Source organism: Nocardioides islandensis (assembly GCF_015352455.1).
Classification (GTDB): domain Bacteria; phylum Actinomycetota; class Actinomycetes; order Propionibacteriales; family Nocardioidaceae; genus Nocardioides; species Nocardioides islandensis.
On the sequence record NZ_JADKPN010000006.1, the window covers coordinates 140394 to 167393 of the forward strand.

Sequence of the window (27000 nt, forward strand, 5' to 3'; positions counted from 1 at the left end):
GCCGGGTGGAGAAATCTGGTCTGTCCGACTCGTGGGCGCATGACCCGCGGTGCCGTCCGTCAGTTGTTAGTGTGGCGCTCCCCGGGGCCAGTGTCGTCCCCGTCACCACGCGCGCCAGCACCTTGACCACCGCGGCAGACGACCACGACGGGAGCCCCCCGCCATGCGTGCACCGTTGGCACACCCCCAGCAGGGTCTCTACGACCCGCGCTTCGAGCACGACGCGTGCGGCGTCGCCTTCGTGGCGACGCTGACCGGCGTACCGAGCCGGGGCATCGTCGACCAGGCGCTCACCGCCCTGCGCAACCTCGACCACCGCGGCGCCGCCGGCGCCGAGGTCAACTCCGGCGACGGCGCGGGCATCCTGCTGCAGGTCCCGGACGCGTTCCTGCGCGAGGTCGTCGACTTCGAGCTGCCGCCGCACCACGCCTACGCCGTGGGCACGGGCTTCTTCGCCGGTGACGCCGACGACGTGGCCAAGTCGCGGCAGAAGGTCGAGGAGCTGGCGGTCGAGGAGGGCCTCCAGGTGCTCGGCTGGCGCGAGGTCCCGGTGCAGGACGACGTGCTGGGCGCGATGGCGCGGAGCGCGATGCCGGCGTTCGTGCAGGTGTTCGTGGCCGGCGCGGGTTCGCGCGTGGCCGGGATGGCCCTGGAGCGCCAGGCGTTCTGCCTGCGCAAGCGCGCGGAGAAGGAGGCGGACGTCTACTTCCCGTCGCTCTCCTCGCGCACCCTGGTCTACAAGGGCATGCTCACCACCGACCAGCTCGACCACTTCTTCCCCGACCTCACCGACGAGCGGCTCGCCAGCGCCCTGGCGGTCGTGCACTCGCGGTTCTCGACCAACACCTTCCCGAGCTGGCCGCTGGCGCACCCGTTCCGGTTCATCGCGCACAACGGCGAGATCAACACCGTGATGGGCAACCGCAACTGGATGCGGGCCCGCGAGGCGCTGCTGGCCTCCGACCTGATCCCGGGCGACCTCGAGCGCCTGTTCCCGATCTGCACGCCCGGCGCGTCCGACTCCGCGTCGTTCGACGAGGTGCTCGAGCTGCTGCACCTCGGCGGCCGGTCGCTGCCGCACGCGGTGCTGATGATGATCCCGGAGGCGTGGGAGAACCACGCCGAGATGGACGCCAAGCGCCGCGCCTTCTACGAGTTCCACTCCTCGCTGATGGAGCCGTGGGACGGGCCGGCGGCCGTGGTCTTCACCGACGGCTCGCAGATCGGCGCGGTCCTCGACCGCAACGGCCTGCGCCCCTCGCGCTACTGGGTGACCGACGACGGCCTGGTGGTGCTGGCCTCGGAGGTCGGCGTGCTCGACCTCGACCCGGCCACCATCGTGCGCAAGGGCAGGCTCCAGCCGGGCCGGATGTTCCTCGTCGACACCGACGAGAACCGCATCATCGAGGACGAGGAGATCAAGTCCGAGCTGGCGGCCGAGCACCCGTACGACGAGTGGCTGCACGCCGGGCTGATCCACCTCGGCGACGTGCCCGAGCGCGAGCACATCGTGCACACCCACGCGTCGGTGACGCGGCGCCAGCAGATCTTCGGGTACACCGAGGAGGAGCTGCGCATCCTGCTCACCCCGATGGCCAACACCGGCGCGGAGCCGATCGGCTCGATGGGCACCGACGCGCCGATCGCGGCACTGAGCGACAAGCCCCGGTTGCTGTTCGACTACTTCAGCCAGCTGTTCGCGCAGGTGACCAACCCGCCGCTCGACGCGATCCGCGAGGAGCTGGTCACCTCCCTGGCCGGCAGCATCGGCCCCGAGGCCAACCTCCTCGACCCGACCCCGGCCTCGTGCCGCCAGGTGCTGCTGCCGTTCCCCGTCTTCTCCAACGACGACCTGGCCAAGATCCGGCACATCAACCGCGACGGCGACATGCCCGGCTTCGCCACGCACGTCGCGCGCGGCCTGTACGACGTCGAGGGCGGCGGCGCCGCGATGGCGGCCCGCATCGACGAGATCTGCGCGGAGATCTCCGCGGCCATCGCCGAGGGCGCCCGCATCATCGTGCTCTCCGACCGGCACTCCACCGCGGAGCTGGCCCCGATCCCGTCGCTGCTGCTCACGGGCGCCGTGCACCACCACCTCGTCCGCGAGAAGACCCGCACCCAGGTCGGGCTGCTCGTCGAGACCGGAGACGTGCGCGAGGTGCACCACGTCGCGCTGCTCATCGGGTACGGCGCGGCGGCGGTCAACCCGTACCTCGCGATGGAGTCGGTCGAGGACCTCGCCCGCGACGGCTTCTACGTGAAGGTCGAGCCGGAGGTCGCGGTCAAGAACCTCATCAAGGCGCTCGGCAAGGGCGTGCTCAAGGTGATGTCGAAGATGGGCGTCAGCACCGTGGCGTCGTACACCGGTGCCCAGATCTTCGAGGCCGTCGGCATCTCCCAGGACGTCGTCGACCGCTACTTCACCGGCACCACCTCCAAGCTCGGCGGCATCGGGCTCGACGTGGTCGCCGAGGAGGTCGCACGGCGGCACGCTGTGGCCTACCCCCGCGGCGGCATCTCGGCCAGTCACTCCGCGGGTCACCGCGAGCTCGCGATCGGCGGGGAGTACCAGTGGCGGCGTGACGGCGAGCCGCACCTGTTCGACCCCGAGACGGTGTTCCGGCTGCAACACGCGACGCGGGCGGGGCGCTACGACATCTTCAAGCAGTACACCGCGCGCGTCGACGAGCAGTCGGAGCGGCTGATGACGCTGCGGGGGCTGTTCCGCTTCAAGGACCCCACAGAATCCGACAGGGAGCCGATCGACATCGACGAGGTCGAGCCGGTCGCGTCGATCGTCAAGCGCTTCTCGACCGGCGCGATGTCCTACGGCTCGATCAGCCAGGAGGCGCACGAGACGCTGGCGATCGCGATGAACAGCATCGGCGCCAAGTCCAACACCGGCGAGGGTGGCGAGGACGCCGACCGGCTGCACGACCCCGAGCGCCGCAGCGCGATCAAGCAGGTCGCGTCGGGCCGGTTCGGCGTGACGTCGGAGTACCTCACCAACGCCGACGACATCCAGATCAAGATGGCCCAGGGCGCCAAGCCCGGCGAGGGCGGCCAGCTGCCGGGCCACAAGGTCTACCCGTGGGTCGCGCGCACGCGGTACTCCACCCCGGGCGTCGGCCTGATCAGCCCGCCGCCACACCACGACATCTACTCGATCGAGGACCTCAAGCAGCTCATCCACGACCTCAAGAACGCCAACCCGCGAGCCCGGGTGCACGTGAAGCTGGTCGCCGAGGTCGGCGTGGGCACGGTCGCGGCCGGCGTCTCGAAGGCGCACGCCGACGTCGTGCTGATCTCCGGCCACGACGGCGGCACCGGCGCCTCGCCGCTGACGTCGCTCAAGCACGCCGGCGGCCCGTGGGAGCTCGGCCTCGCCGAGACCCAGCAGACGCTGCTGCTCAACGGCCTGCGCGACCGGATCGTGGTGCAGACCGACGGTCAGCTGAAGACCGGCCGCGACGTCGTCATCGCGGCGTTGCTGGGCGCCGAGGAGTACGGCTTCGCGACCGCTCCGCTGGTCGTCAGCGGCTGCATCATGATGCGCGTCTGCCACCTGGACACCTGCCCGGTCGGGGTCGCCACCCAGAACCCCGTCCTGCGCGAGCGGTTCAGCGGCAAGCCGGAGTTCGTGGTCACGTTCTTCGAGTACATCGCCCAGGAGGTCCGCGAGATCCTCGCCGAGCTGGGCTTCCGCACGCTCGAGGAGGCCATCGGCCGGGTCGACGCGCTCGACGTCGCCGACGCCGTCGACCACTGGAAGGCCAGCGGCCTTGACCTGACCCCGGTCCTGCACGTGCCGGCGTACCAGGACGTCTTCCCCGACCAGGACATGCGCTGCACCAAGAGCCAGGACCACGGTCTGGACAAGGCGCTCGACAACGAGCTGGTCGCGCTGGCCGAGGACGCGCTCGAGCGTGGCGAGCCGGTGCGGGCGACGCTGCCGGTGCGCAACGTCAACCGCACGGTCGGCACGATCCTCGGCCACGAGGTGACCAAGAGGTACGCCGGCGCCGGGCTCCCGGACGACACCATCGACCTGACGTTCACGGGGTCGGCCGGCCAGTCGTTCGGGGCGTTCGTGCCGCGTGGCATCACGCTGCGGCTCGAGGGCGACGCCAACGACTACCTCGGCAAGGGCCTCTCCGGCGGCCGGATCGTCGTCCGGCCGGACCGGGCCGCGACGTTCAGGGCCGAGGAGCAGATCATCGCCGGCAACGTGATCGGGTACGGCGCGACCGCCGGCGAGATCTTCATCCGCGGCGGCGTGGGCGAGCGGTTCTGCGTCCGCAACTCCGGTGTCACCGCCGTCGTCGAGGGCGTGGGCGACCACGCCTGCGAGTACATGACCGGCGGCCGCGCGGTCATCCTGGGACCGACCGGCCGCAACGTCGCGGCCGGCATGTCAGGCGGGTACGCCTTCGTGCTCGACCTCGACGAAGGCCGGGTCAACGGCGAGCTCGTCGAGCTCGGCGCCGTCTCCGGACAGGCTGCCGACGAGCTGCACGACCTGGTCCGCCGCCACCACGAGGAGACCGGGTCGGCGGTCGCGGAAGCGCTGCTGGCCGACTGGCCCGCGGCGGTGGCGCGGTTCACCGAGGTGATGCCCAGCGACTACAAGCGGGTGCTGGAGGCGAAGGCCGAGGCGATCGAGGACGGCCTCGACGACCACGAGGCCGAGGCACGCATCATGGAGGTCCTTCATGGCTGACCCCAAGGGTTTCCTGAACCACGGCCGCGAGGTCGCGGAGCGACGCCCGGTCGAGGAGCGGGTGCACGACTGGCACGAGGTCTACCCCGACGGCATCGGCCGTGCACTGCTGCCGATCATCACCACGCAGGCCGGCCGGTGCATGGACTGCGGCATCCCGTTCTGCCACCAGGGCTGCCCGCTGGGCAACATCATCCCCGAGTGGAACGACCTGGTCTGGCGCGGTGACTGGGACGGCGCGATGGACCGGCTGCACGCGACGAACAACTTCCCGGAGTTCACCGGGCGGCTGTGCCCGGCGCCGTGCGAGACGGCCTGCGTCCTCGGGATCAACCAGGACCCGGTCACGATCAAGAACGTCGAGGTCGCGATCATCGACAAGGCGTGGGGCTCGGGGTACGTGCGGCCCCAGCCCCCGGAGTGGCTCTCCGGTCGCACGGTGGCTGTCGTGGGCTCGGGTCCCGCCGGCCTGGCGGCGGCCCAGCAGCTCACCCGGGCCGGTCACACCGTGGCCGTCTACGAGCGCGCGGACAAGATCGGCGGCCTGCTGAGGTACGGCATCCCCGAGTTCAAGATGGAGAAGGCGCACCTCGACCGTCGGCTGGACCAGATGCGCCGCGAGGGCACGGTGTTCCGGGCGGGCGTGGACGTGGGGGAGGACCTCACCGCCGCGCAGCTCCAGGACCGGTACGACGCGATCGTGCTCGCCATGGGCGCCACCCTCCCGCGCGACCTGCCGGCCACCGGCCGCGAGCTCGGGGGGATCCTCCAGGCGATGGAGTTCCTGCCGCCGGCCAACCGGGTCGCGCTCGGCGAGACGGTCGAGGGCCAGGTGACCGCCGAGGGCAAGCACGTCGTGATCATCGGCGGCGGCGACACGGGCGCGGACTGCCTGGGCACGTCCACCCGCCAGGGCGCCGCCTCGATCACGCAGCTGGAGATCCTGCCGGAGCCTCCCAGCGAGCGACCTGCGGGCCAACCCTGGCCGACGTACCCGATGATCTTCCGCGTCTCCTCGGCCCACGAGGAGGCCGGGAGGAGGGTGTACGCCGTCTCCACGCAGGAGTTCCTCGGTGACGCGTCCGGCCACGTGCGGGCCCTGCGGCTCGTGGACGTGGTGTTCGAGGGCGGCCGCCCCGTGGAGGTGCCCGGCACGGAGCGGGAGATCCCGGCCGACCTGGTGCTGCTGGCGATGGGCTTCACCGGCCCGCAGACCGCCGGCCTGGTCGAGGACCTCGGGTGCGAGCTCGACGAGCGGGGCAACGTACGCCGCGACGCGTCGTACGCCTCCTCGGTCGACGGCGTCTTCGTGGCCGGCGACTGCGGTCGCGGCCAGTCGCTGATCGTCTGGGCGATCGCGGAGGGCCGGGCCGCGGCGGCCGCCGTGGACGTGTACCTCACGGGCTCGACCGCCCTGCCCTCCCCGATCCCGCCCACGGCTCGACCTCTGGCGGTCTAGGGCTCAGAGGGTCGCGGCGACGAGGGCGACCAGGGGCGGTGCGCTGGACGCGACCGTGCCGAGCACGCTGCCGCCGCGCGGACGCCAGTACCCCAGCGCATCGGCCACACCCATCGCCAGGCTGGCCAGGAGCATGTACGCCACGCACGTGATCACGACCGCCCGCCCGACGGTCGCGTCGCCCGAGTGGAGGATGACCAGTCCGGCGATCGTGCCGGCTCCGGCCAGCGCGTTGCGGGCGCCGATGCAGAAGGCCCACATCCGGACGTCTTCGACGTGGTCCGTCTCGACGTGCAGGAAGCGCATGGTCGCGGGCCGGCCGAAGAGGACCATCTCGAAGGGCGCGGCGCCGAGGTAGGCGAGGGCGCCGACGAGGGCGGCAAGCTGGGAGAGAGAACTCATGCTGGCAAATTAGTCCGAGTTTCGGACTTGTGCCAGAGTGAGAGTCATGAGCGACGGCCCTGGAGCGAACCTCGGCCTCCTGCTGTTCATCCCGTATCGCGCCATGGAGAGCGCCGTGCTCGAGGAGGTCCGGCGACAGGGGTTCGAGATGCCGATCAACCAGGCGAGGGTGTTCCAGCGGATCGGCCCCGCCGGGTCGCGGCTCGGCGAGCTCGCGGAGGCGTCGCAAGTCAGCAAGCAGACCATCGGCTCCATCGTCGACCAGCTCGAGAGTGCGGGGTACGTCGAGCGCGTGCCCGATCCTGACGACGCGCGTGCGCGCCTGGTCGTGGTGGCCGAGCGGGGGCGGCAGGCGATCGAGGCGGGGCTGCCCGTCCTTCACCAGGTGGAGGCGCGGTGGCGGGAGCACCTCGGGGTCGCGAAGTACGAGCAGCTCAGGCGCATCCTGGCGGACCTGGTCGAGATCACCGATCCGTTCGCGTGAGACCCGTGCGCCTTTGATCGATCCAAGCCTCGATAGTGTGGTGGCGTGCGTAGAGCCAAGATCGTCTGCACCCTGGGTCCCGCCGTCGCCGGAGCGGAGAAGATCCGCGAGCTCGTCGACGCCGGGATGGACGTCGCCCGGCTGAACATGAGCCACGGGTCGTACGCCGACCACGAGGCGAACTACCGGATGGTCCGGCGGATGTCCGACGAGAGCGGCCACGGGGTCGGCATCTTCGCCGACCTCCAGGGCCCCAAGATCCGGCTGGAGAAGTTCGCCGACGGGCCGGTGAAGCTGAAGAAGGGCAACCAGTTCACCATCACCACGCGCGACGTGGAGGGGACGGCCGAGATCTGCGGCACGACGTACAAGGGACTTCCCGGGGACGTCGGCGAGGGCGACCCGATCCTCATCGACGACGGCAAGGTGCGCCTGGTGGTCGACTCGGTGACCGCCGACGAGGTGCGCTGCACGGTCGTGGTGGGCGGCAAGGTCAGTGACCACAAGGGCATCAACCTGCCCGGGGTCGCGGTCTCGGTGCCCGCGCTGTCGGAGAAGGACGTCGAGGACCTGCGCTGGGCGCTGCGGATGGGCGTGGACTTCGTGGCCCTGAGCTTCGTGCGGTCGGCCAACGACGTCGACGACGTGCACAAGGTCATGGACGAGGAGAACCGCCGCCTGCCGGTCATCGCCAAGATCGAGAAGCCGCAGGCCCTGGAGGCCATCGACGGGATCGTCGAGGCGTTCGACGGGATCATGGTGGCGCGTGGCGACCTCGGCGTGGAGTGCCCGCTCGAGGACGTGCCCGTGCACCAGAAGCTGGTCATCGACAAGGCGCGCCGCCGCGCCAAACCGGTCATCGTGGCCACCCAGATGCTCGAGTCGATGATCGAGAACCCCGCGCCGACCCGCGCCGAGGCCTCCGACGTCGCGAACGCCGTCCTCGACGGCGCCGACGCGGTGATGCTGTCGGGGGAGACCAGCGTCGGGGCGTACCCCATCGTCGCCGTCGAGACGATGGCCCGGATCATCGAGTCCACCGAGGACCACGGCCTGGCGCACATGGCCCGCATCGACTGGAGCCCCGAGACGCGCGGAGGGATCATCGCCAAGGCCGCCGCGGACGTCGCCGACCAGAGCGGCGCGAGGTACATCGTGGCGTTCACCCAGTCCGGCGACTCCGCGCGTCGACTGGCCATGATCCGCACCCACACCCCGGTGCTCGCCTTCACCCCGCTCGACTCGACCCGTTCCCAGCTGGCGATGTCGTGGGGCGTGGAGACCTTCAAGACCGTCGACGTCGAGCACACCGACGAGATGGTCCGCCAGGTCGACGAACAGCTCCTCGACATCGGCCGCGTGGTCGAGGGCGACACCGTCGTCATCATCGCCGGCAGCCCTCCTGGCATCCCGGGCTCCACGAACGCCCTCCGCGTCCACCAGATGGGCGACGCCGTCAACGAGGTGGCCCCGGCGTACCACCGGTGACGTCCTGAGGTGCCCCGGGTGGGATTCGAACCCACACTGGACGGTGTTTGAGACCGCTTCCTCTGCCGGTTGGGATACCGGGGCAACGGCGGACAACGGTAGCGGAGACACGCTGCCGGACCGACCTTGCAAATGTCTATCGATTCGCTAGACTTTCACCCTGCGGAGGGAGGGACAACTCGATGTGGACACCGTGGACGGTCGTCGCCGGCACCGTGGCTGACTGGAGCCGGCGTACCCAGGAGGTCGCCGTGGAGAACGCCCGCGCGGCGGCCGTCGAGTGCAGCCGCGCGCTGGTCGAGCGGATCGAGGTCGAGCTGTACGTCGCCGAGCTCAACGAGCAGCGGGTCCAGCAGCGGGAGCGCCCGTCGGTCATCGCCTGAGGCCCCGATAGCCTGAGGCCGTGAGCCAGCAGCCGACTCGCGTGGTCATCGCCGAGGACGAGGCGCTGATCCGCATGGACCTGGCCGAGATGCTGGCCGACGAGGGGTACGAGGTCGTGGGCCAGGCCGCGGACGGCCAGCAGGCCGTCGAGCTGGCCGAGCGCGAGCGGCCCGACCTGGTGATCCTGGACGTGAAGATGCCCGTCCTCGACGGGATCGCGGCCGCCGAGCGGATCGCGGCCCAGCGCATCGCCCCGGTCGTCATGCTGACGGCGTTCTCGCAGCGCGACCTCGTCGAGCGGGCCCGGGACGCCGGCGCGATGGCGTACCTCGTCAAGCCGTTCTCGCAGTCCGACCTCGCCCCGGCGATCGAGATGGCGGTCAGCCGGTTCGCCGAGATCAAGGCCCTCGAGGCCGAGGTCACCGACCTGCAGGACCGGCTGGAGACCCGCAAGGCCGTCGAGCGGGCCAAGAACGTCCTGCAGCGCGACCTGGGCCTCACCGAGCCCGACGCCTTCCGCTGGATCCAGAAGACCGCGATGGACCTCCGGCTGACCATGCGGCAGGTCGCGGACGGCGTCATCACGCACGGGCCCGGGCTCGCCGGCGGCTGAGGCCGAGGGGCACGCCCGTCGTACGACGCCTCCCGCACCCGCACCGTCACCAGGCCGTATCCTGCTCCGGCCTGCCAGGTGGGTGTCCGTCACCCCGGCACGCCCATAGACTGCGCGAAACGCACCGGCCCCCCTGGCCGGCGCCCAATGAAGAAGATTGTGGGAGGCCCGCGTGAGCCCAGCTCGCACCGTCCACGACCGCGGGCGGCCCCGCCGGCTGACACGGTCGCTTCCACGGATCATCGGGTTGGTCCTCGCCGCACTCCTCGCGCCGCTGGCGGTGATCGCGTTCGCCTCGCCGGCCAGCGCCGAGACCTGCTTCGCCGGCACCGCGGACAAGGGCTGCATCAGCGGCACCATCCGCACCGAGAAGGACGTCGTCCCCGGCGTCGACGTGCACGTCACCGGGCCCAACGGGTTCGACGAGGTCGCCACCAGCGACGACGCGGGGAAGTGGAGCGTCACCGTCCTCGAGCCGGGCGACTACACCGCCGAGCTCGACCAGGAGACCCTCCCCAAGGGCACCGCCGTGACCGGCGACGAGGGCAAGGTGACGGTCACGATCGCCAGCCTGACGCAGGGCAAGGCGGTGACGTTCGGCGTCCGGACCGGTGACTACAGCGCCGCCGTCACCACCACGGACCGCGTCATCAAGAGCATCTTCAGCGGCCTCCGGCTCGGTCTGCTGCTGGCTCTGGCCTCGATCGGCCTGTCACTGATCTACGGCACCACCGGCCTGTCGAACTTCGCGCACGCCGAGCAGGTGACGATGGGCGGGATGCTCGGCTACATCGTGGTCAACAAGTGGGGCGTCAACGTCTGGCTGGGCTGCCTGCTGGTCGTGGCCTTCTGCGCGTTCACCGGCTACTTCCAGGACCGGGTCGTCTGGCAACCGCTCCGCCGGCGCGGATTGGGCCTGGCCCAGATGATGATCGTGACCATCGGTCTCTCGCTCGCGCTGCAGTACGTCTACCAGTACTTCGTGGGCGCGGCCACCGTGAAGATCGTGGTCTCGGACCCGACACCCCACAAGGTCGGGCCGATCGTCTACAACGCCCTGGACCTGATGGCGATGGTGATCTCGATCGTGATGATCGCCCTCGTCGGGTACGCCCTGCTGCGCACCCGCATCGGCCGCGCCACCCGCGCGGTGTCCGACAACCCGGCACTCGCGTCGGCCTCGGGCATCGACGTGGACCGCGTGATCCGCCTGGTGTGGACCGTGTCGGCCGCGCTGGCGGGGCTCTCCGGGATCTTGTACTCGCTGGTCATCCAGCACGGCATGAAGTGGGACTCGGGTCTCCAGATCCTGCTGCTGCTCTTCGCCGCGGTCACGCTCGGCGGTCTCGGCACGGCGTTCGGGGCCCTCGTCGGCGCCCTCGTCATCGGGTTGATCGTGGAGCTCGCGCCGGTGCTCGGAGCGCCGGGCGACCTGAAGTACGCGTCCGCGCTGCTGATCCTCATCCTGCTGCTCCTGGTGCGCCCGCAGGGCCTGCTGGGACGCGCCGAGCGGGTCGGCTGAGGCCGACAGACAAGGGAGAGCCACACATGTCCACCGTCTCCGAGTCCATCCCGACCCCGGACCAGGCGCAGGCCGGCGACACCGCGGCCGGCGTCTACGACCCCAACGACCCCCAGGGGCCCCCGCCGCAGCGCAGAGCCATGATCGCGGCGGCGATCTTCATCGGGTACTTCGTCGTGATCCTGCTGGTCGCCAAGTTCGCTCCCGGCACCGTGGGGGTCATCGCCCGCGGCATGCTCCGCGAGTCGCTGTCGGCGCAGACCGCCGCGGTGGCGATCGCGATCATCGGCCTGAACGTCCACTTCGGGTACACCGGCCTGCTGAACATGGGCCAGTCGGGCTTCATGCTGCTCGGCGCCTACGGCTTCTCGATCTCGATCTGGAAGGGCCTGCCGATGCCGGTGGGCATCCTGGTCGGCTTCCTGGCGGCGTTCGTGTTCGCCCTGATCCTCGGCGTACCGACCCTGAAGCTCCGAGGCGACTATCTCGCGATCGTGACCATCTCGGCGGCGGAGATCCTCAGGTACGTCGGCCGGCTGGCGAAGCTGGAGAACTTCACCGGGGCCGCGCAGGGCATCCCCGGCTCGCAGTACCGCGACCCGTTCGTCAACCTGTCCTTCTTCGGGGACGGCACCTTCGACGCGGGCGGCTGGCTGCCCAACCTGCAGTCCACCGGCGTCAACGGGTGGTGGGTCCGGTTCGTGGCCTGGCTGCTGGTGGCGCTGTGCTGCGTCATCGTCTTCCTTCTGGCCCGCAGCCCGTGGGGCCGGCTCCTGCGCGGCATCCGCGAGGACGAGGACGCCATCCGCAGCCTCGGCAAGAACGTCTTCGCCATCAAGATGCAGGCGCTGGTCATCGGCGGCCTGTTCGGTGCGCTGGGCGGGATGGTCTACATCCTGCCGTCGTCGATGCAACCGGACGCGATGGGAAGAAACCTGACGTTCTTCTGCTGGACGGCCCTTCTGCTCGGCGGCGCGGCCACCGTCTTCGGGCCGGTGATCGGGGCGATCCTCTTCTTCGCCCTGCGCGTCTTCATCCAGGGCACGGCCGGCGCGATCGTGCCCGACAGCATCATGAACCTCTCCCAGACGGCTCAGTTCGCCTGGATCTGCGTGGGCATCACGCTGATGCTGCTGGTGATCTTCCGACCACAAGGAATCCTCGGCGACAAGAGGGAGCTGCGGTTCAATGTCTGAAGCCACGATCGGTACGCCGAGCAAGCTGGCCGACCCCGAGGCCCGGCGCGCTCTCATGAGCGGCGTGTCACCCGAGGCCGGCTCCTCGAAGCCGGACCCGATCCTGGAGGTCGACCACATCATCCGCAACTTCGGCGGCATGACCGCGGTGCACGTGGACCACCTCGAGGTCCAGCGCGGCATCATCACCGCGCTGATCGGGCCGAACGGCGCGGGCAAGACGACGTTCTTCAACCTGATCACCGGCTTCGACCGGCCCAGCTCGGCCAAGACCGGCGCGCACTGGTCCTTCGAGGGCAAGAAGCTCGACAAGACGTCGGCGTCCTCGGTCGCGCTCGCCGGCATGGTCCGCACCTTCCAGCTGACCAAGTCCCTCAACCGGATGACGGTGATGGACAACATGATGCTCGGGGCGCGCGGCCAGCGCGGCGAGAACCTCCTGACGGCGATGTTCAAGGGCACCTGGGGCGCTCAGGAGAAGGAGGTCGAGAAGAAGGCCTACGAGCTGCTGGACCGGTTCAAGCTCTACGCCAAGAAGGACGACTACGCCGGCAGCCTCTCCGGCGGTCAGCGCAAGCTCCTGGAGATGGCGCGGGCCCTGATGAGCGACCCGACGATGATCATGCTCGACGAGCCGATGGCCGGGGTGAACCCCGCCCTCACGCAGTCGCTGCTGAGCCACATCCAGACGCTGCGGGACGAGGGGATGACCGTGCTCTTCGTGGAGCACGACATGCACGTCGTACGACACATCTCCGACTGGGTCGTGGTGATGGCCGAGGGCCGGATCGTGGCCGAGGGCCCGGCCGACACGGTGATGTCCAACCCGGCCGTGATCGACGCCTACCTCGGCGCCCACCATGACACCGACCTCGGTGACGACTCCCTGCTCTCCGACGAGGCCCTGGAAGAGATGGCCCAGGAGGTCGCGGCGGAAGAGGCCGAGCGCGAGGCTGAGGAGAAGAGCTGATGACCGAGACCCAGACCAGCACCACGACGACGGCACCGCGCGGCGACGCCGTCATCGAGGCCAAGGACCTCGTCGCCGGGTACCTCCCCGGCGTGAACATCCTCAACGGCTGCAGCCTGGTCGCCTACCCCGGCGAGATGATCGGCATCATCGGCCCCAACGGCGCCGGCAAGTCGACGCTGCTCAAGGCGATGTTCGGCCTGGTGCGCGTCCACTCCGGCCAGGTGACCCTGCACGGCAAGGACATCACCAACCTCAAGGCCAACCGGCTGGTGGAGACCGGGGTCGGGTTCGTCCCGCAGACCAACAACGTCTTCCCGACGCTGACCATCGAGGAGAACCTCCGGATGGGGCTGTTCCTGCGTCCGGCGAAGCTGGGCGACCGGCTGAAGGCGATGTGGGACCTGTTCCCCGTGCTCCACGACCGCCGCAACCAGCGAGCGGGCGCGCTCTCCGGCGGCGAGCGCCAGTCGCTGGCCATGGCCCGCGCCCTGATGATGGAGCCGTCGGTGCTGCTGCTCGACGAGCCGTCCGCCGGCCTGTCCCCGGTCCGCCAGGACGAGACCTTCCTGCGCACCCGTCACATCAACAAGACCGGCGTGTGCGTCGTCATGGTCGAGCAGAACGCCCGCCGCTGCCTGCAGATCTGCGACCGCGGGTACGTCCTCGACCAGGGTCGTGACGCCTACTCCGGCACCGGCCGCGAGCTGGCCAACGACCCCAAGGTCATCGAGCTGTACCTCGGCACCCTGGCGAAGGACGTCGACGAGAAGCGCGACGAGAAGCCCGCCGGCCACGAGCACGACCAGGCCTCCGGCCACGCCCACCCGCACCACGAGCACCGGGACGGCCAGCACGTCGAGGGCTCGGCCTGACGGTCCGTTCACGCGATTCGTCAGGGATCTTCCGGCGACGACCACCCGGAGGATCGCTGACGAATCGCGGGCCCGCGCGTGCGCCGAGTCGGACCCCGGACATGCACGAAGGCCCCGGGCTGACGCCCGGGGCCTTCGCTGAACAGATCAGAGGGTGACCGTCAGGTCACTCCACCGAACCCTCGACCGTGGTCGTGAAGATGTTCTTGTTGTTGGCGTCGAACTTGTAGATCCCGACGAAGGCAGACGACGGGTCGTTCTGCTTGTTGATCGGGCCGATGCCGGACGGGCCGGTGTAGTGCACCTCGTCGCCACCGGCGATGAGGTCAGCGCACTCCTTGAAGCTCGCGCACTCGGTGCCGCCGGTGGAGCCGGAGACCGCAGCCAGGTTCGCCTTGATCGTCGGGGCCGTGGTGTCGCCACCCTTGAGCGCGGCGAGCGCGGCCAGGATGGTGGCGTCGTACGACTCGGGACCGTAGGCGTAGTTGTCGAGAGCCGCGCCCTCTGCGGACTGGGCCCAGCCGTCGAGACGGCCCTTGAACTCGGCGGAGGCATCCGCACCGGGGATGGTGCCCTGGGCGCCCTCGAGCGTGCCCTTCGGGAAGTCCTTGCTGTAGTCCGCGGTGTTGCCGTCGGAGTAGTAGGTCTTCGACATGTCCCAGCCCTGCCCCTTGAGCTCGGGCACGATGGCCTTGGTCTCGTCGAAGGCGAGGATCACGATCGCGTCGGGGTTGGACGCGAGCGCCGCGCCGACCTCGGTCGAGAACGTGGTCTGGCCGGCGGGGAACTCGTTGCCGTCGCCCTTGCAGCCGTAGACGCACTGGCCGCCCTGGCTCTCCACGGTGTTCTGGACCGCGTCACGAAGGCCCGTGCCGTAGGTGTCGTTGAACACCAGGAACGCGATCTTCTGGTAGCCGTCGGAGGAGATCAGCTGGCCGAGCGCCGAACCCTGGATGGTGTCCGGGGGAGCGGTACGGAAGTACCACGGCGAGTAGCCGCTGAGGTCGATGGCGGTGTTGGCCGGCGAGATCTCGACGATCTTGCTGCTGGCGAACGTGTCGACGACGTTCAGTGACACCGACGAGGACGCCGCACCGATGACGACCGACGGCTTGCTCTGGATCAGCGTCTGCGCCGAGGACGACGAGATGGACATGTCGGTGGAGTCGCCGGAGTCCTGGATGTCGTGGCACGCGGTGAGGTCGGTTCCGGCGGCGTTGATCTCGGACACGGCCAGGCCGACCCCCGCGATCTCAGGGGGGCCGAGGAAGGCCAGGTTGCCGGTCAGCGGCAGGATGCCGCCGACGCGCAGCGTGTTGCTGCTGTCCTGGTTGCCCTTGCACTTGTCGTTGGTGAAGGTTTCGGCCGGGGCGCTCGACGCCGACTCCGAGGCGGAGGTGGACTCCGACGGGGTGTTGGTGTCGGTGGCCTCAGGAGTGCTGCTGTCGTCGGAACCACAGGCAGCCAGGGACAGGGCGAGCACCGCGGTGCCGGCCATGACCTTGGCCCAGGTCACGGGTTTGGTACGACTCACGGGGTGGGACCTTTCTTTTGGGTGCACGGTCACCGCTGCCACGACCCCCGGTCCGAGGAGTCAGGGTTGGGCAGCGAGGTCACCGTAAACCGGCAATGTTGCAGGACTGCACACCGAACCCTGTCGTTAGGAAACCGTTACGTCAATGACCGTCGCGGCGAGCCCAAAGGGCGGATAACCGCCCATTTACGGGGCCTCGGAGGCTCGCCGTACGACGGGGCGCGGCGACCTACCACCAGGACCGGGTTCCCCCGACCTGGGGACAAGGCCCGCCCGTGCCGCTAGGGTCGGCCGAGAGCGACGTCCGCGGGGGCAGGAGTGTCGCTCGCCCCGGGCCTGGAGGCGAAGTATGAGTCGGTCGCTGGTGTACCTCAGAGAAGCGGTTCCCACCGACGTCCCGCAGCTGACCGATCTCTGGATCGACGTGCTGCGCCGCGGTGACGTCTCCGACCGGCACGCCGACATGCTGCACGTGGTCGAGACCGCCCGGGAGGATCCGGACCAGAAGCTCGTGGTCGCCGAGTACGACGGCGTCCTGGCCGGTGCCGTCCACCTGCGGCTGACCACCATCACACCGCTCAACCTGGACCTGTCTGTGCAGGTCATGTCGCCGACGGTGTTCCCGGAGCACCGCCGTCACGGCGTCGGCCGGGCGCTGATGGATGCCGCCGTCACCTTCGCCGAGGAGACCGGAGCGAGCCACGTCGCCACCGCCGCGCCGTCGGGGCTGCGCGACGCCAACCGGTTCCTCGCACGCCTCGGCCTCGGCCCCTCGGCGACCCTGCGCATCGCGGCCACGCCAGTCGTCCGGGCCAAGCTGGCGGCCCAGCGGCCGCCGGTCGCCCGCCCGACCCGGCAGCTGACCCACGTGCTCGCCGTACGCCGCGCGGTACGGCGCCAGGCGACCGGCTCCTGACCGCTCGGCCGGTGACGGCCGCTCAGTCGTCGGCGAAGGCCGCGACGAACCTCGCGCAGCGCACCGGGTCCTCGGTCAGCCCCGCCTCGAGGCACCAGAGCCAGTAGGCGACCGTCCGCACGATCAGCCACGCCTCGGCGCGTGACCGGTCCAGACCGGTCGCGCCGACGAGCCGGTCGGTGAAGCCGAGGATCGCCCCGGCGTCCGGCAGCCGGTCGACGGTCGTCCACACCGCGCGAGCGAGGTCGTACGCCGGGTCGCCGCGCATCAGCACGGGGTCGACCACCCGCCAGGCACCGGCCGGGTCGCGGAGCACCTGGTCGGCGTGCAGGTCCCCGTTCGTGGCCAGCCCCTCGTCGTCGACGGCCAGGTCGCTCGCCAGCCCCACCGCGGCTCCGAGCACCTCGGCCGGCACCGCGCGGCCGGAAGCGTGCCAGCGCCGCCGGCCGTGCTCGGCCAGCTCGGCGGCGGCGCCGGCGGTGCTGGGCGCGTCCGCGGGCGGGTCGGTGACGGCCAGGGCGGTCACCAGCCTGCCGAGCACCTGCGCCACCTCGTCCGGTGGCCGCGTCGCCAGCGACCGGTCGGGGTCCAGCCGCTCGAGCAGGAGCCTCGAGCCGTCCTCGGACGCCCGCAGGACGCCGACCACCGGGCCGTCGGCCCAGAACCGCAGCGCTCGCAGGTCCTCGGCGGCCCGGGCGTCCGGGGGCGTCAGCCGGAGCACGGCCGGGCCGCCGTCCGACGCCACCGGGAGCACCAGCGCGTTGGAGCCGTGGCGCGGGGCCCCGTCCACCCGCAGACCCCACTCGGCGCACGTGGTCTCCACCAGCGCGGGCAGCCGGTCGAGCCAGGCCAACCCGGCCGGGTCGTGCCAGAAGCGGGGGGAGCCGAGCAGCCCCGGAGGTACCTCGATCAGCGGACCATCATCAGGTGACCCGGACCTCCAGCCACTCGGGGGCGCGGACGTCGCGGACCCGACCATCGTCGTCGACATCGATCTCGACGGCCTCGCCGCGCACCCGCAGCCCCCGCACCCGCAGGTCCCCGAACGGCACGGGCCGCATCGGGCTCACCGTCAGCCGGCCGGCCGGGACGTCCGCCTCGAGCCCGAGCGCGGCGGTGACCATGGCTCCGGCCGAGGCGGCCGACCAGGCCTGCGGCCGGCACGAGGCCGGGTACGGGACCGGCAGCCCGGACTCCGGGCTCCCGCCGAACAGCTCGGGGAAGCGGAACTCGAAGTGGGTCGCGGCGTCCACGAGGGCGCGCAGCACCGCGGCCGCCTCGGCGGCGTGGCCGTCGCGGGCCAGCCCCAGCGCCGAGATCGCGGTGTCGTGGGTCCAGACCGAGCCGGTGTGGTAGCCGATGGGGTTGTACGCCGGGTTCGCGCGGCCGAGCGTGCCCACGCCGAACGGACCGAGCAGGTCGGCGCCGGTCAGCCGCGCCGCGACCAGCGCGCTCTCCCCGGCCGTGAGCGTGCCCGTGCCGAGCACGTGCCCCATGTTGCTGCCGACCCCGTCGACGGGTGCGCCGTCCCGGTCCAGGGCCATCGCGAGGTAGGGGCCGCCGGCGTCCTCCACCCAGAACCGGTCCCGCACCCGCCCGACGAGGTCCTCGGCCCACGCGCGGAGCTCGGCCCCCTCCTCGTCGAACACCGCCTCCAGCAGGTGGGCCGCCCCGAACGCCGCGGAGACGGCGTACGCCTGGGTCTCCACCAGCGCGATCGGTGCCGTGGCGATCGTGCCGTCGCGGCGGCGCATCGCGTCGGCGGAGTCCTTCCACCCCTGGTTGGCGAGGCCGGTGCCGGTGGCGTCGACGTACCTGAGGAAGCCGTCGTGGCTGTCCGCGGCGGCGCGGCGCACCCAGCCCGTCGCGGCGTCGAGGGGTCCCCGGAGCTCGCGCACCACGTCGTCGGCGAGCCCCCAGCGCCACGCGTCGTGGAGCAGCCGCACCCAGAGAGGGGTCGCGTCGACCGTGCCGTAGTAGAGAGGTGGCAGGTGGCTCTCGAGCGCGTCCACGTTGGGCGCGCTGCGCACCTCGTGGAGGATCTTGCCCGGCTGCTCCTCCGTGGTGGGGTCGTCGACCCGTCCCTGCCGGCGCGCGAGCGTGCGCAGCGTGCCGGCCGCCAGGTCGGTCCCGAACGGCAGCGTCAGGGAGGCGGCCCAGAGGGAGTCACGGCCGAACAGCGTGAGGTACCACGGCGTCCCGGCCGCCGCGAACGGGTCGCCGGGCGAGTCGGGATCGGCGAGCACCAGCTCGGTCAGGTCGGCGAAGGAGCGGTCGACGACCAGGTCGAGGCGCCGGTCGGTGGCCGCGACGACGACGTCGCCCCAGTCGACCAGGTGGCCGCCGGGTTCGGGACCGAAGACCGTGGCGGAGGTACGACGGACCGCGACGTCCACGGTCCAGTCGCGGCGACCGCCGGCCGGCACGTCCGCCTCCCAGACCAGCGCTCCCACGCCGCCCTCGCCCACCTCCGCGCGGGCACCCGCCAGGCGGACCCGGGTCTCGTGGCGGTCGTCGCGCCACGCCAGGGCGTCGCCGTCCGCGGTCACGGCCAGCAGCTCGCGCGGCGCGCGGCCGGCCTTGAGGATGCCTAGCTCGGCGCCGTCCCCGGCTGCCTCCAGCCGAAGCCGGCACCGCAGGGGACGGTCCCAGCGTGAGACGACCGAGACCTCCTCGTGCAGGCCGCCGTCGACCAGCCGGCGCCGCCGGTGCACCTCGATCGTCGGGTCGGGACCCGCGCCACCCAGGTTGCGGGCCACCGACATCACGTGGGTGGTCGCGCCGGTGCTGTGGGCCGAGACCCGCACCGGCCGGTCACCGTCGACGGTGAGGGTCCAGCGGGTCAGGGCGCGGCGGTCGTCGACGAACAGGCCGGTGCCGGGGGAGTCCAGGTCACCGCTGCGGTCGCCCACACACGTCAGGTTCCCGTGCGCGGCGATCTCCAGGTCGTGCAGCCAGGGCTGCCGACCAGTGTCCTCAGGTCTGCTCGACACGAGGGGTCCCGAGAGGGTGGCCTGCGAGGGCGGAGGAGTGGCTCTTGACATCCGCTGTGACGGGGAGCACAGTCCACACCGTACTCATTTGAACCTTCAAACCGCCAGTGGGAAGGATTTGAAGGTTCAACACCAGCCTCGGGAGCGACGATGAGCGGGACCCACGAGCCGACCGGCCGGGTCAACGTCAACACCGTCGCCGAGGCTGCCCAGGTGTCGCGTCAGACCGTCACCAACGTGCTGCGCCACCCCGAGCGGGTCGCCCCGGAGACGCTCACCCGGGTGCAGGCGGAGATCGTGCGGCTGGGCTACCGGCCGTCGGCCGCCGCCCAGTCGCTGCAGGCGAGCCGGGCGGGGGCGATCGGCGTCGAGCTGAACGCGCTCGGCGCGGAGTACCACAACGCCGTGATGGCGCCGTTCGTCGCCGAGCTCACCCTCGCCGCGCCGGGCCACTCCTTCCACATGGTGACCTTCGGGTCGCCGACCCACACCCCGACCCTCGAGAGCTACCAGCAGCTCTGGCGGGGCCGGGTCGTCGATGCCTTCGTCCTCGCCGACACCCACGTCGGCGACCCGCGGCCCGCGTGGCTGCGCGACCAGGGCATCCCCTTCGCGTCCTTCGGCCGGGTCTGGGACTACCCGGCCTTCACCCGCTGGGTCGACGTGGACGGTCACCACGGCACGGGACTGGCCGTGGCGCACTGTGTCGACGCGGGCTACGCCACGATCGGGTACCTCGGCTCTCCGGACGGGGTCTCGGTCGTGGCGGACGCCCGGCGCAGCGGGTGGCAGGACGGGTGTCGCGCGACCGGTCGGGCTCCCGGGCCCGACCGGTCCGGCCCCGACGAGCTGGACGCCGTACGCCGCGTGGCCGACGAGCTCGTCGCCGCCGTCGGCCCCGGCGGGGCCGTCGTCTGCGTCACCGACCTGCACGCCGTGGCCGTCCTGCACGCCGTCTGGCGCGCGGGCCTGGAGCCCGGCAGGGACATCGGCATCGTCGGGTTCGACGACTCCGAGCTGGCCCGCATGCACGGACTCACCTCGGTCTCCCAGCCGCTGGCCGAGATCGCCCGCACCGCCCTGGAGCTGGTGCACGAAGCGCTCGGCGGGGATGCCACGCGCGCCGACGGGGTACTCCTGCGGCCCGGGCTCACCCCCCGCGGCTCCACCCGACGTACCGACACACCACCACTGGATGCGACCCGGCCCCTGACCGGGACCAAGGAAGAGGAGAAGACATGAGGACTCGGGCGACGAGGAAGAGCCTGCTGCTCGCGACGGCGTTGGCCGGCGGCCTGGCGCTGACGGCCTGCGGCGGCGGAGGGTTCGACAGCTCCGGCGGCAGTGGCGGCGGGGACGGCGAGGGCTCGTCGGCCGACGGGCCGGTGACGCTGAACATGCTGATCGCCTCCTCCGGCGACGCGGAGACCCAGGCGGTGCAGGACGCGGTCAAGAAGTGGGGTGACGAGTCCGGCAACACCGTGAAGGTGACGGTGGCCAGCGACATGAACCAGGAGCTCGCCCAGGGCTTCGCCGGCGGCAACCCGCCGGACGTCTTCTACCTCGACGCCTCGCAGTTCGCGAACTACGCCAGCAACGGCAGCCTCTACGCCTACGGCGACCAGGTGGACAACGTCGACGACTTCTACGAGTCCCTGCGCAGCACGTTCACCTTCGACGACCAGCTGCAGTGCGTGCCGAAGGACGTCTCCACGATCGCGCTCGAGATCAACACCGACTCCTGGAAGAAGGCCGGCCTCACCGACGCCGACATCCCCACCGACTGGGACAGCCTGGCGAGTGTGGCCGAGAAGCTGACCACCGGTGACCAGGTCGGCCTGGCGATCGGTCCCGGCATCGACCGCGCCGGTGCGTTCGTCGTGGAGAACGGCGGCTGGTGGCTCAACGAGGACAACACCGAGGGCGCCGCGGAGGACCCGTCGGTGCTCGACGCCCTGCAGTACGTCCAGGACAACCTCACGAAGGGGTCCTTCGCGATGTCCAGCGACCTCGACACCGGCTGGGGCGGCGAGGCGTTCGGCACGGGCAAGGCCGCGATGACGATCGAGGGAAACTGGATCAAGGGCGCGATGACCAGCGACTACCCGGACGTGAAGTACACCGTGGCGCCGATGCCCGAGGGCCCGGCGGGCAAGGGCACCCTGCTCTTCACCCAGTGCTGGGGCGTCGCCGCGCAGTCCAAGGCACAGTCGCAGGCCGTCGACCTGGTGAACTTCCTGACCACCGACGAGCAGCAGCTGGCCTTCTCCGACGCGTTCGGCGTGATGCCGAGCCGCCAGAGCGCCGCCGGCGACTACGAATCCAAGTACCCCGAGGACAAGGCGTTCATCGAGGGCGCCGACTACGGCCACGGCCCGATCACCGCCCCCGGCATGGACCAGGTCATCGCCGACCTCAACTCCAAGCTGGAGGACTTCAAGGGCGCCGACCTCGCGTCGGTCGTGAAGTCCTTCGACACCAACGCGGACGCCGCGCTGGGCCAGTGAAGCGCCCGTGACCACCACCCAGACCGGTGAGGAGGCTGCGGCCACGCAGCCTCCCCACCGGGACCGCGCCCCGCGGCGCACGGGCAACTCGCTCAACCGGCAGACACGCTCCGGCTGGCTGTTCGTGACGCCGATGCTGGTGCTGCTCGGGCTGTTCCTGGTGCTGCCGATCCTGATGGCGCTGTGGGTCTCGGTCAGCGACTGGAGCGGCCGGGGCAGCCCGTTCTCCGGCAACGTCGGCTTCGTCGGCCCGGACAACTACCAGCCGCTGCTGAGCGAGCCCGGCCTGAGCCGGCAGGACTTCATGCTGTCGCTGCGCAACACCTTCTACTACGTCGTGGGGGTGGTGCCGCTGCAGACGGTGCTGGCGCTGCTGCTCGCGGTGATCGTGAACCAGCGGTTCCTCAAGGGCCGGACCTTCTTCCGCACGGCGTTCTACTTCCCCTCCGTGGTGTCCTCGGTCGCCATCTCGCTGGTGTTCCTCTACCTCTTCACCGGCACCGGCGCGGTCAACCAGGCGCTGGACGCCGTCGGCATCAACGGGCCGACCTGGTTCGCCGACTCCCGCGGGCTGATCCACCTGCTCGGCAACAGCCTGGGCCTCTGGAACATCGACAGCCCGCCGTCCGCGCTGGCCGACCACCAGGTGCTCGGCCTGTCGTGGTGGGACTGGCTGGCCGGCCCCAGCGTCGCGCTGAGCGCGATCATGATGCAGGTCGTCTGGACGACGGCCGGCACCTTCATGCTGATGTTCCTGGCCGCGCTCCAGGACCTCCCGGCCGACGTCGAGGAGGCCGCCATGGTCGACGGCGCCACCAAGTCGAACGTCTTCCGCTACGTGACGGTCCCGCACCTGCGGCCGACCATCCTGCTGGTCGTCACGCTCGGCGTGATCGGGACCTGGCAGGTCTTCGACCAGATGTACGTCATGACCCAGGGCGGCCCGGCGAAGACGACGCTGACCCCGGCGTACCTGAGCTACCAGGCGGCCTTCAACCAGCAGCACTGGGGCCAGGGCGCGGCGATCGCGTTCCTGCTCTTCGCGCTGATCCTCGTCCTCACGAGTGCGCAGCGCTGGTTCCTCCGGGACAAGGACGAGTGGGCCCGCAAGCAGGCCCTGCGGCGGCAGCGCCGTCGTCAGCGTGAGGAGGCGGCGGCATGAGCATCGACAGCTCGACCGTGCAGACGGGGTACGAAGGCACGGCGATGACCAAGGTCGCGGGCTCGCCACCCAAGGGCAGCGGTCAGGCGTTGCACACGTCGAGCGGCGCCCGCAAGGTCGTCGTGTACGGGCTGCTCCTCTTCTTCGCCCTGCTCTACCTCTACCCGTTCGTGGTGCAGCTGGTCACGGCGTTCAAGACGAACCCGGACGCGGTGGCGCACCCGCTGACGCTCGTGCCCCGCCCCTTCACCGGCAAGGCGCTGGACACGCTCTTCGCCAACGACTTCGCGCTCTGGTTCACCAACTCGGTCGTGGTCGCGGTCTGCGTGACGGTGGGACGGGTCTTCTTCGACTCGCTGGCGGGGTACGCCCTGGCCCGCCTGCGGTTCCCCGGCCGGTCGGCGGTCTTCAACGCCGTGATCGCGGTGATGGCCGTGCCGGGCGTCGTGCTGCTGATCCCGAAGTTCCTGGTGCTCAACTACCTGAGCATGTACAACACCTACCCGGCGCTGATCGTCCCGCTCATCGCGGACGCCGCGGGGGTGTTCATCATGAAGCAGTTCTTCGAGAGCATCCCCGCGTCGGTGGAGGAGGCGGCCCGCATCGACGGGGCGAGCACGTTCCGGATCTTCTGGTCGGTCGTGCTCCCGATGTCCAAGCCGGCGTTGATCACCTTGACGATCCTGTCGTTCCAGGCGTCCTGGAACGAGCTGGGCCACATGATCATCGCCACCAACAACCCGGACCTCTACACGCTGACCCGCGGCGTCGCGGGCCTGACCTCCGGCAGCCTCGGCGCCGGCAACCAGTTCCCGATCAAGATGGCCGCCGCGCTGCTGATGACCATCCCGGTGGCGATGGTGTTCGTGGTGTTCCAGCGGTTCTTCACCCAGGGGGCCAACGCCGGGGCTGAAAAGGGCTAGAAGCCTTCGTTCGCTGGTCGAGGAAGGCGCGCTAGCGCCTGTCACGAGACCCGGCGAGGGGTCGGCGTACCTCCCACCGGGTCTCGTGACGGTTGCTAGCGCAACCTCCTCGACCAGCGATGGCGGTGTCGGTGGGCGTGACTAGGCTCGGGTGGTGCCCGCACCGACGAAGCGTCTGCTCCTGCTCGACGGCCACTCGCTGGCCTACCGTGCGTTCTTCGCCCTGCCGGTCGAGAACTTCTCCACGACTACCGGGCAGCACACCAACGCGGTCTTCGGGTTCACCTCGATGCTCATCAACGTGCTCCGCGACGAGCAGCCGACCCACATCGGCGTGGCCTTCGACAAGTCCCGGCAGACGTTCCGGCTCGAGCAGTACTCCGAGTACAAGGCGAAGCGCAACAAGACGCCCGACGAGTTCTCCAGCCAGCTCCCGCTGATCGACGAGGTGCTCGACGCGCTCAAGATCAAGCACCTGCGCAAGGAGGGCTACGAGGCCGACGACATCATCGCCACCCTCGTCACCCGGGCGCTGGCCGACGAGGACTTCGAGGTCCTGATCCTCTCCGGCGACCGCGACGCCTTCCAGCTCGTCACCGACCGCTCCACGGTGCTGTACCCCATGCGCGGGGTCTCCGAGCTCGCACGGATGACGCCCGCCGCGGTCGAGGCCCGCTACGGCGTCTCGCCCGCGCGCTACCCCGACCTCGCGGCGATCGTGGGGGAGACGTCCGACAACCTGCCGGGCGTGCCCGGCGTCGGGCCGGGGTTCGCGGCCCGCTGGCTCAAGGAGTACGACGGCCTCGACAACGTCATCACCCACGCCGACAAGATCACCGGCAAGAAGGGTGAGGCGCTGCGCGAGCACCTCAGCGACGTGATCCGCAACCGTCAGCTCAACGAGCTGGTCCGCGACCTCGACCTCGAGCTGGCGCCCGAGGACCTGCAGGCGGAGTCGTGGGACCGGCAGCTGGTGCACACGCTGTTCGACTCGCTGGAGTTCCGCGTCCTGCGCGAGCGGCTGCTGGAGTCGTGGGACGTGCAGCACGAGGAGATCGACGAGTCCGGGTTCGAGCTGGCCGGCGCGCGGCTGGGGCAGGACCAGGTCGCCGACTGGCTGGCCGATCACACGGCCGAGGGCCGCACGGGTGTGACGGTCCAGGGCCGCTGGGGATCGGGCACCGGCGAGGTGTGGTCGATCGCGTTCGCCGCGGCCGACGGCACCGGCGCGTTCGTCGACGCCGGCGAGGTCTCGCCCGAGGACGACGCCGCGCTGACGACGTGGTTCGACGACCCGGCCCGCGAGAAGGTCCTGCACGACGCGAAGGGTCCGATGCTCGCGCTGGCGGCCCGGGGCTGGCCGCTGCGCGGGCTGGTCAGCGACACCGCGCTGGCGGCGTACCTCGCCCGTCCCGACCAGCGCTCCTACGACCTGGCCGACCTCACGCTCCGCTACCTCAAGCGCGAGCTCAAGCAGGGCGCCACCGATGACGGGCAGCTGACGTTCGACGCGCTCGACGACTCGGCCTCCACCGACGCGGCCGACACCGCGATGCTGCACGCCCGAGCGGTGGTCGACCTGGCCGACGCGCTCGACAACGAGATCGAGGAGCGGGGCGGCAAGCAGCTGCTGGCCGACGTCGAGCTGCCGCTCATCGACCTGCTCGCGCTGCTCGAGCAGACCGGCATCGCCGTCGACATCGACCACCTCCAGTCGCTGGAGGCGCACTTCGCCGGCGAGGTGAAGCGCGCCGCCGAGGACGCGTTCTCGGTGATCGGCAAGGAGATCAACCTGGGCTCGCCCAAGCAGCTGCAGACCGTACTGTTCGACGAGCTCGGGATGCCGAAGACGAAGCGCACGAAGACGGGATACACCACCGACGCCGACGCGCTGCAGTCGCTCTACGAGAAGACCGAGCACCCGTTCCTGCTCGCGCTGCTGCGCCACCGCGACGTGTCCCGGCTGCGGCAGACGCTCGAGGGGCTGCTCAAGACGGTCGCGACCGATGGCCGCATCCACACGACGTTCAACCAGCTCATCGCGGCCACCGGCCGGCTCTCGTCGACCGAGCCGAACTTGCAGAACATCCCGATCCGCACCGAGGAGGGCCGGCGGATCCGCGAGGGGTTCGTGGTCGGCGACGGCTACGAGTGCCTGATGACCGCCGACTACAGCCAGATCGAGATGCGGATCATGGCCGACCTCTCCGAGGACGCCGGCCTGATCGAGGCGTTCAACTCCGGCCGCGACTTCCACTCGATCACGGCGTCACGGGTCTTCGACGTGCCGGCCGACGACGTCACGCCCGGCCAGCGGGCCAAGATCAAGGCGATGAACTACGGCCTCGCCTACGGCCTCTCGGCGTTCGGCCTCGGCGGTCAGCTGCGCATCGACCCGAGCGAGGCGCGGGTGCTGATGGACGAGTACTTCGAGACGTTCGGCGGCGTCCGCGACTACCTGGCCAGCGTCGTCGACGAGGCGCGGCGCACCGGCTACACCGAGACCATCCTCGGCCGCCGCCGGTACCTCCCCGACCTGACCTCCGACAACCGCCAGCGCCGCGAGATGGCCGAGCGGATGGCGCTGAACGCCCCCATCCAGGGCTCGGCCGCCGACGTCATCAAGGTCGCCATGCTGCGCGTCCACGACGCGACCGTCGCGGCCGGGCTGCGGTCGCGGATGCTGCTCCAGGTCCACGACGAGCTGGTCTTCGAGGTGTTCCCGGGCGAGCGCGAGGAGTTCGAGGCGCTCGTCCGCGCGCAGATGGGCGGCGCCGCGTCGCTCAAGGTCCCGCTCGACGTCTCCATCGGCACCGGCCGCAGCTGGCACGAAGCCGCCCACTGATGCC

The 27000-nt window shown here is 70.7% G+C and carries 20 protein-coding genes and 1 tRNA gene; 16 read left to right on the forward strand and 5 right to left on the reverse strand.

Translation table 11 applies throughout. The features are described from left to right. Nucleotides 1-163 precede the first annotated feature (163 nt). Together gltB and ISU07_RS12045 are read left to right on the forward strand one after the other, a co-directional pair. Nucleotides 164-4723 carry a glutamate synthase large subunit gene (gltB, locus tag ISU07_RS12040; RefSeq protein WP_194707043.1) on the forward strand — a complete coding sequence of 1520 codons (4560 nt, stop codon included), beginning with the start codon at nt 164-166 and terminating at the stop codon, nt 4721-4723. Then, the gene (locus tag ISU07_RS12045; RefSeq protein ID WP_194707044.1) at nt 4716-6182 is read left to right on the forward strand and encodes a glutamate synthase subunit beta; all 1467 of its coding nucleotides are present in this window, start codon (nt 4716-4718) and stop codon (nt 6180-6182) included. The genes gltB and ISU07_RS12045 overlap by 8 nt, the downstream gene beginning before the upstream one ends. Before the next feature lie 3 nt (nt 6183-6185). Here ISU07_RS12045 and ISU07_RS12050 read toward each other — a convergent pair whose 3' ends face one another. Further along, the gene (locus tag ISU07_RS12050; protein ID WP_194707045.1) at nt 6186-6584 is read right to left on the reverse strand and encodes a DUF1304 family protein; all 399 of its coding nucleotides are present in this window, start codon (nt 6582-6584) and stop codon (nt 6186-6188) included. Nucleotides 6585-6630: 46 nt separating this feature from the next. On the opposite strand from ISU07_RS12050, the gene ISU07_RS12055 reads away from it, so the two are divergent. After that, nucleotides 6631-7068 carry a MarR family winged helix-turn-helix transcriptional regulator gene (locus ISU07_RS12055; protein WP_194707046.1) on the forward strand — a complete coding sequence of 146 codons (438 nt, stop codon included), beginning with the start codon at nt 6631-6633 and terminating at the stop codon, nt 7066-7068. Between the two features lie 45 nt (nt 7069-7113). Then, a complete protein-coding gene (gene pyk / locus ISU07_RS12060; RefSeq protein ID WP_194707047.1) occupies nt 7114-8556 on the forward strand; it encodes a pyruvate kinase in 1443 nt (480 codons plus the stop codon). 10 nt (nt 8557-8566) lie between these two features. Here pyk and ISU07_RS12065 read toward each other — a convergent pair. Next, a tRNA-Leu gene (locus tag ISU07_RS12065) sits at nt 8567-8640 on the reverse strand. A gap of 98 nt (nt 8641-8738) precedes the next feature. Here ISU07_RS12065 and ISU07_RS12070 point away from each other — a divergent pair. From ISU07_RS12070 to ISU07_RS12095, 6 genes are all read left to right on the forward strand, one after another. Continuing rightward, nucleotides 8739-8939: a hypothetical protein gene (locus ISU07_RS12070; RefSeq protein WP_194707048.1), complete on the forward strand. Its 201-nt coding sequence runs from the start codon at nt 8739-8741 to the stop codon at nt 8937-8939. A gap of 20 nt (nt 8940-8959) precedes the next feature. Continuing rightward, nucleotides 8960-9553: an ANTAR domain-containing response regulator gene (locus ISU07_RS12075; protein WP_194707049.1), complete on the forward strand. Its 594-nt coding sequence runs from the start codon at nt 8960-8962 to the stop codon at nt 9551-9553. A 172-nt stretch (nt 9554-9725) separates the two neighbouring features. Further along, on the forward strand, nt 9726-11075 hold the full coding sequence (locus ISU07_RS12080; RefSeq protein WP_323742567.1) for a branched-chain amino acid ABC transporter permease: 1350 nt from the start codon (nt 9726-9728) through the stop codon (nt 11073-11075). Nucleotides 11076-11101: 26 nt separating this feature from the next. After that, nucleotides 11102-12271 carry a branched-chain amino acid ABC transporter permease gene (locus ISU07_RS12085; protein ID WP_228521751.1) on the forward strand — a complete coding sequence of 390 codons (1170 nt, stop codon included), beginning with the start codon at nt 11102-11104 and terminating at the stop codon, nt 12269-12271. Next, a complete protein-coding gene (locus ISU07_RS12090; protein ID WP_194707050.1) occupies nt 12264-13241 on the forward strand; it encodes an ABC transporter ATP-binding protein in 978 nt (325 codons plus the stop codon). The genes ISU07_RS12085 and ISU07_RS12090 overlap by 8 nt, the downstream gene beginning before the upstream one ends. Further along, nucleotides 13241-14116, forward strand: a complete 876-nt coding sequence (locus tag ISU07_RS12095; protein ID WP_194707051.1) for an ABC transporter ATP-binding protein — start codon at nt 13241-13243, stop codon at nt 14114-14116. The genes ISU07_RS12090 and ISU07_RS12095 overlap by 1 nt, the downstream gene beginning before the upstream one ends. Nucleotides 14117-14282: 166 nt before the next feature. On the opposite strand, the gene ISU07_RS12100 is transcribed toward ISU07_RS12095, so the two are convergent. Next, nucleotides 14283-15632, reverse strand: coding sequence for an ABC transporter substrate-binding protein (locus ISU07_RS12100; RefSeq protein WP_323742568.1), 1350 nt, complete (start codon nt 15630-15632; stop codon nt 14283-14285). A 367-nt stretch (nt 15633-15999) separates the two neighbouring features. On the opposite strand from ISU07_RS12100, the gene ISU07_RS12105 reads away from it, so the two are divergent. Then, the gene (locus ISU07_RS12105) at nt 16000-16566 is read left to right on the forward strand and encodes a GNAT family N-acetyltransferase (protein ID WP_194707052.1); all 567 of its coding nucleotides are present in this window, start codon (nt 16000-16002) and stop codon (nt 16564-16566) included. A gap of 22 nt (nt 16567-16588) precedes the next feature. Here ISU07_RS12105 and ISU07_RS12110 read toward each other — a convergent pair whose 3' ends face one another. Next, nucleotides 16589-17557 carry an aminoglycoside phosphotransferase family protein gene (locus ISU07_RS12110; protein ID WP_228521752.1) on the reverse strand — a complete coding sequence of 323 codons (969 nt, stop codon included), beginning with the start codon at nt 17555-17557 and terminating at the stop codon, nt 16589-16591. Then, complete coding sequence (locus ISU07_RS12115) at nt 17490-19559, reverse strand: amylo-alpha-1,6-glucosidase (protein ID WP_194707053.1); 2070 nt, start codon at nt 19557-19559, stop codon at nt 17490-17492. Before ISU07_RS12115 ends, ISU07_RS12110 begins: the two co-directional genes overlap by 68 nt. A 150-nt stretch (nt 19560-19709) precedes the next feature. On the opposite strand from ISU07_RS12115, the gene ISU07_RS12120 reads away from it, so the two are divergent. From ISU07_RS12120 to polA, 5 genes are all read left to right on the forward strand, one after another. Further along, a complete protein-coding gene (locus tag ISU07_RS12120; RefSeq protein ID WP_194707054.1) occupies nt 19710-20801 on the forward strand; it encodes a LacI family DNA-binding transcriptional regulator in 1092 nt (363 codons plus the stop codon). After that, complete coding sequence (locus ISU07_RS12125; protein WP_194707055.1) at nt 20798-22066, forward strand: sugar ABC transporter substrate-binding protein; 1269 nt, start codon at nt 20798-20800, stop codon at nt 22064-22066. Before ISU07_RS12120 ends, ISU07_RS12125 begins: the two co-directional genes overlap by 4 nt. A 7-nt stretch (nt 22067-22073) precedes the next feature. Next, nucleotides 22074-23228 (forward strand): carbohydrate ABC transporter permease, encoded by a 1155-nt coding sequence (locus ISU07_RS12130; RefSeq protein ID WP_323742569.1) that lies wholly within the window; start codon nt 22074-22076, stop codon nt 23226-23228. Next, entirely contained in the window at nt 23225-24151 is a 927-nt protein-coding gene (locus ISU07_RS12135) for a carbohydrate ABC transporter permease (protein ID WP_228521754.1), read from the forward strand. Before ISU07_RS12130 ends, ISU07_RS12135 begins: the two co-directional genes overlap by 4 nt. 151 nt (nt 24152-24302) lie before the next feature. Further along, complete coding sequence (gene polA / locus ISU07_RS12140; protein ID WP_407671418.1) at nt 24303-26996, forward strand: DNA polymerase I; 2694 nt, start codon at nt 24303-24305, stop codon at nt 26994-26996. Nucleotides 26997-27000: the final 4 nt, after the last annotated feature.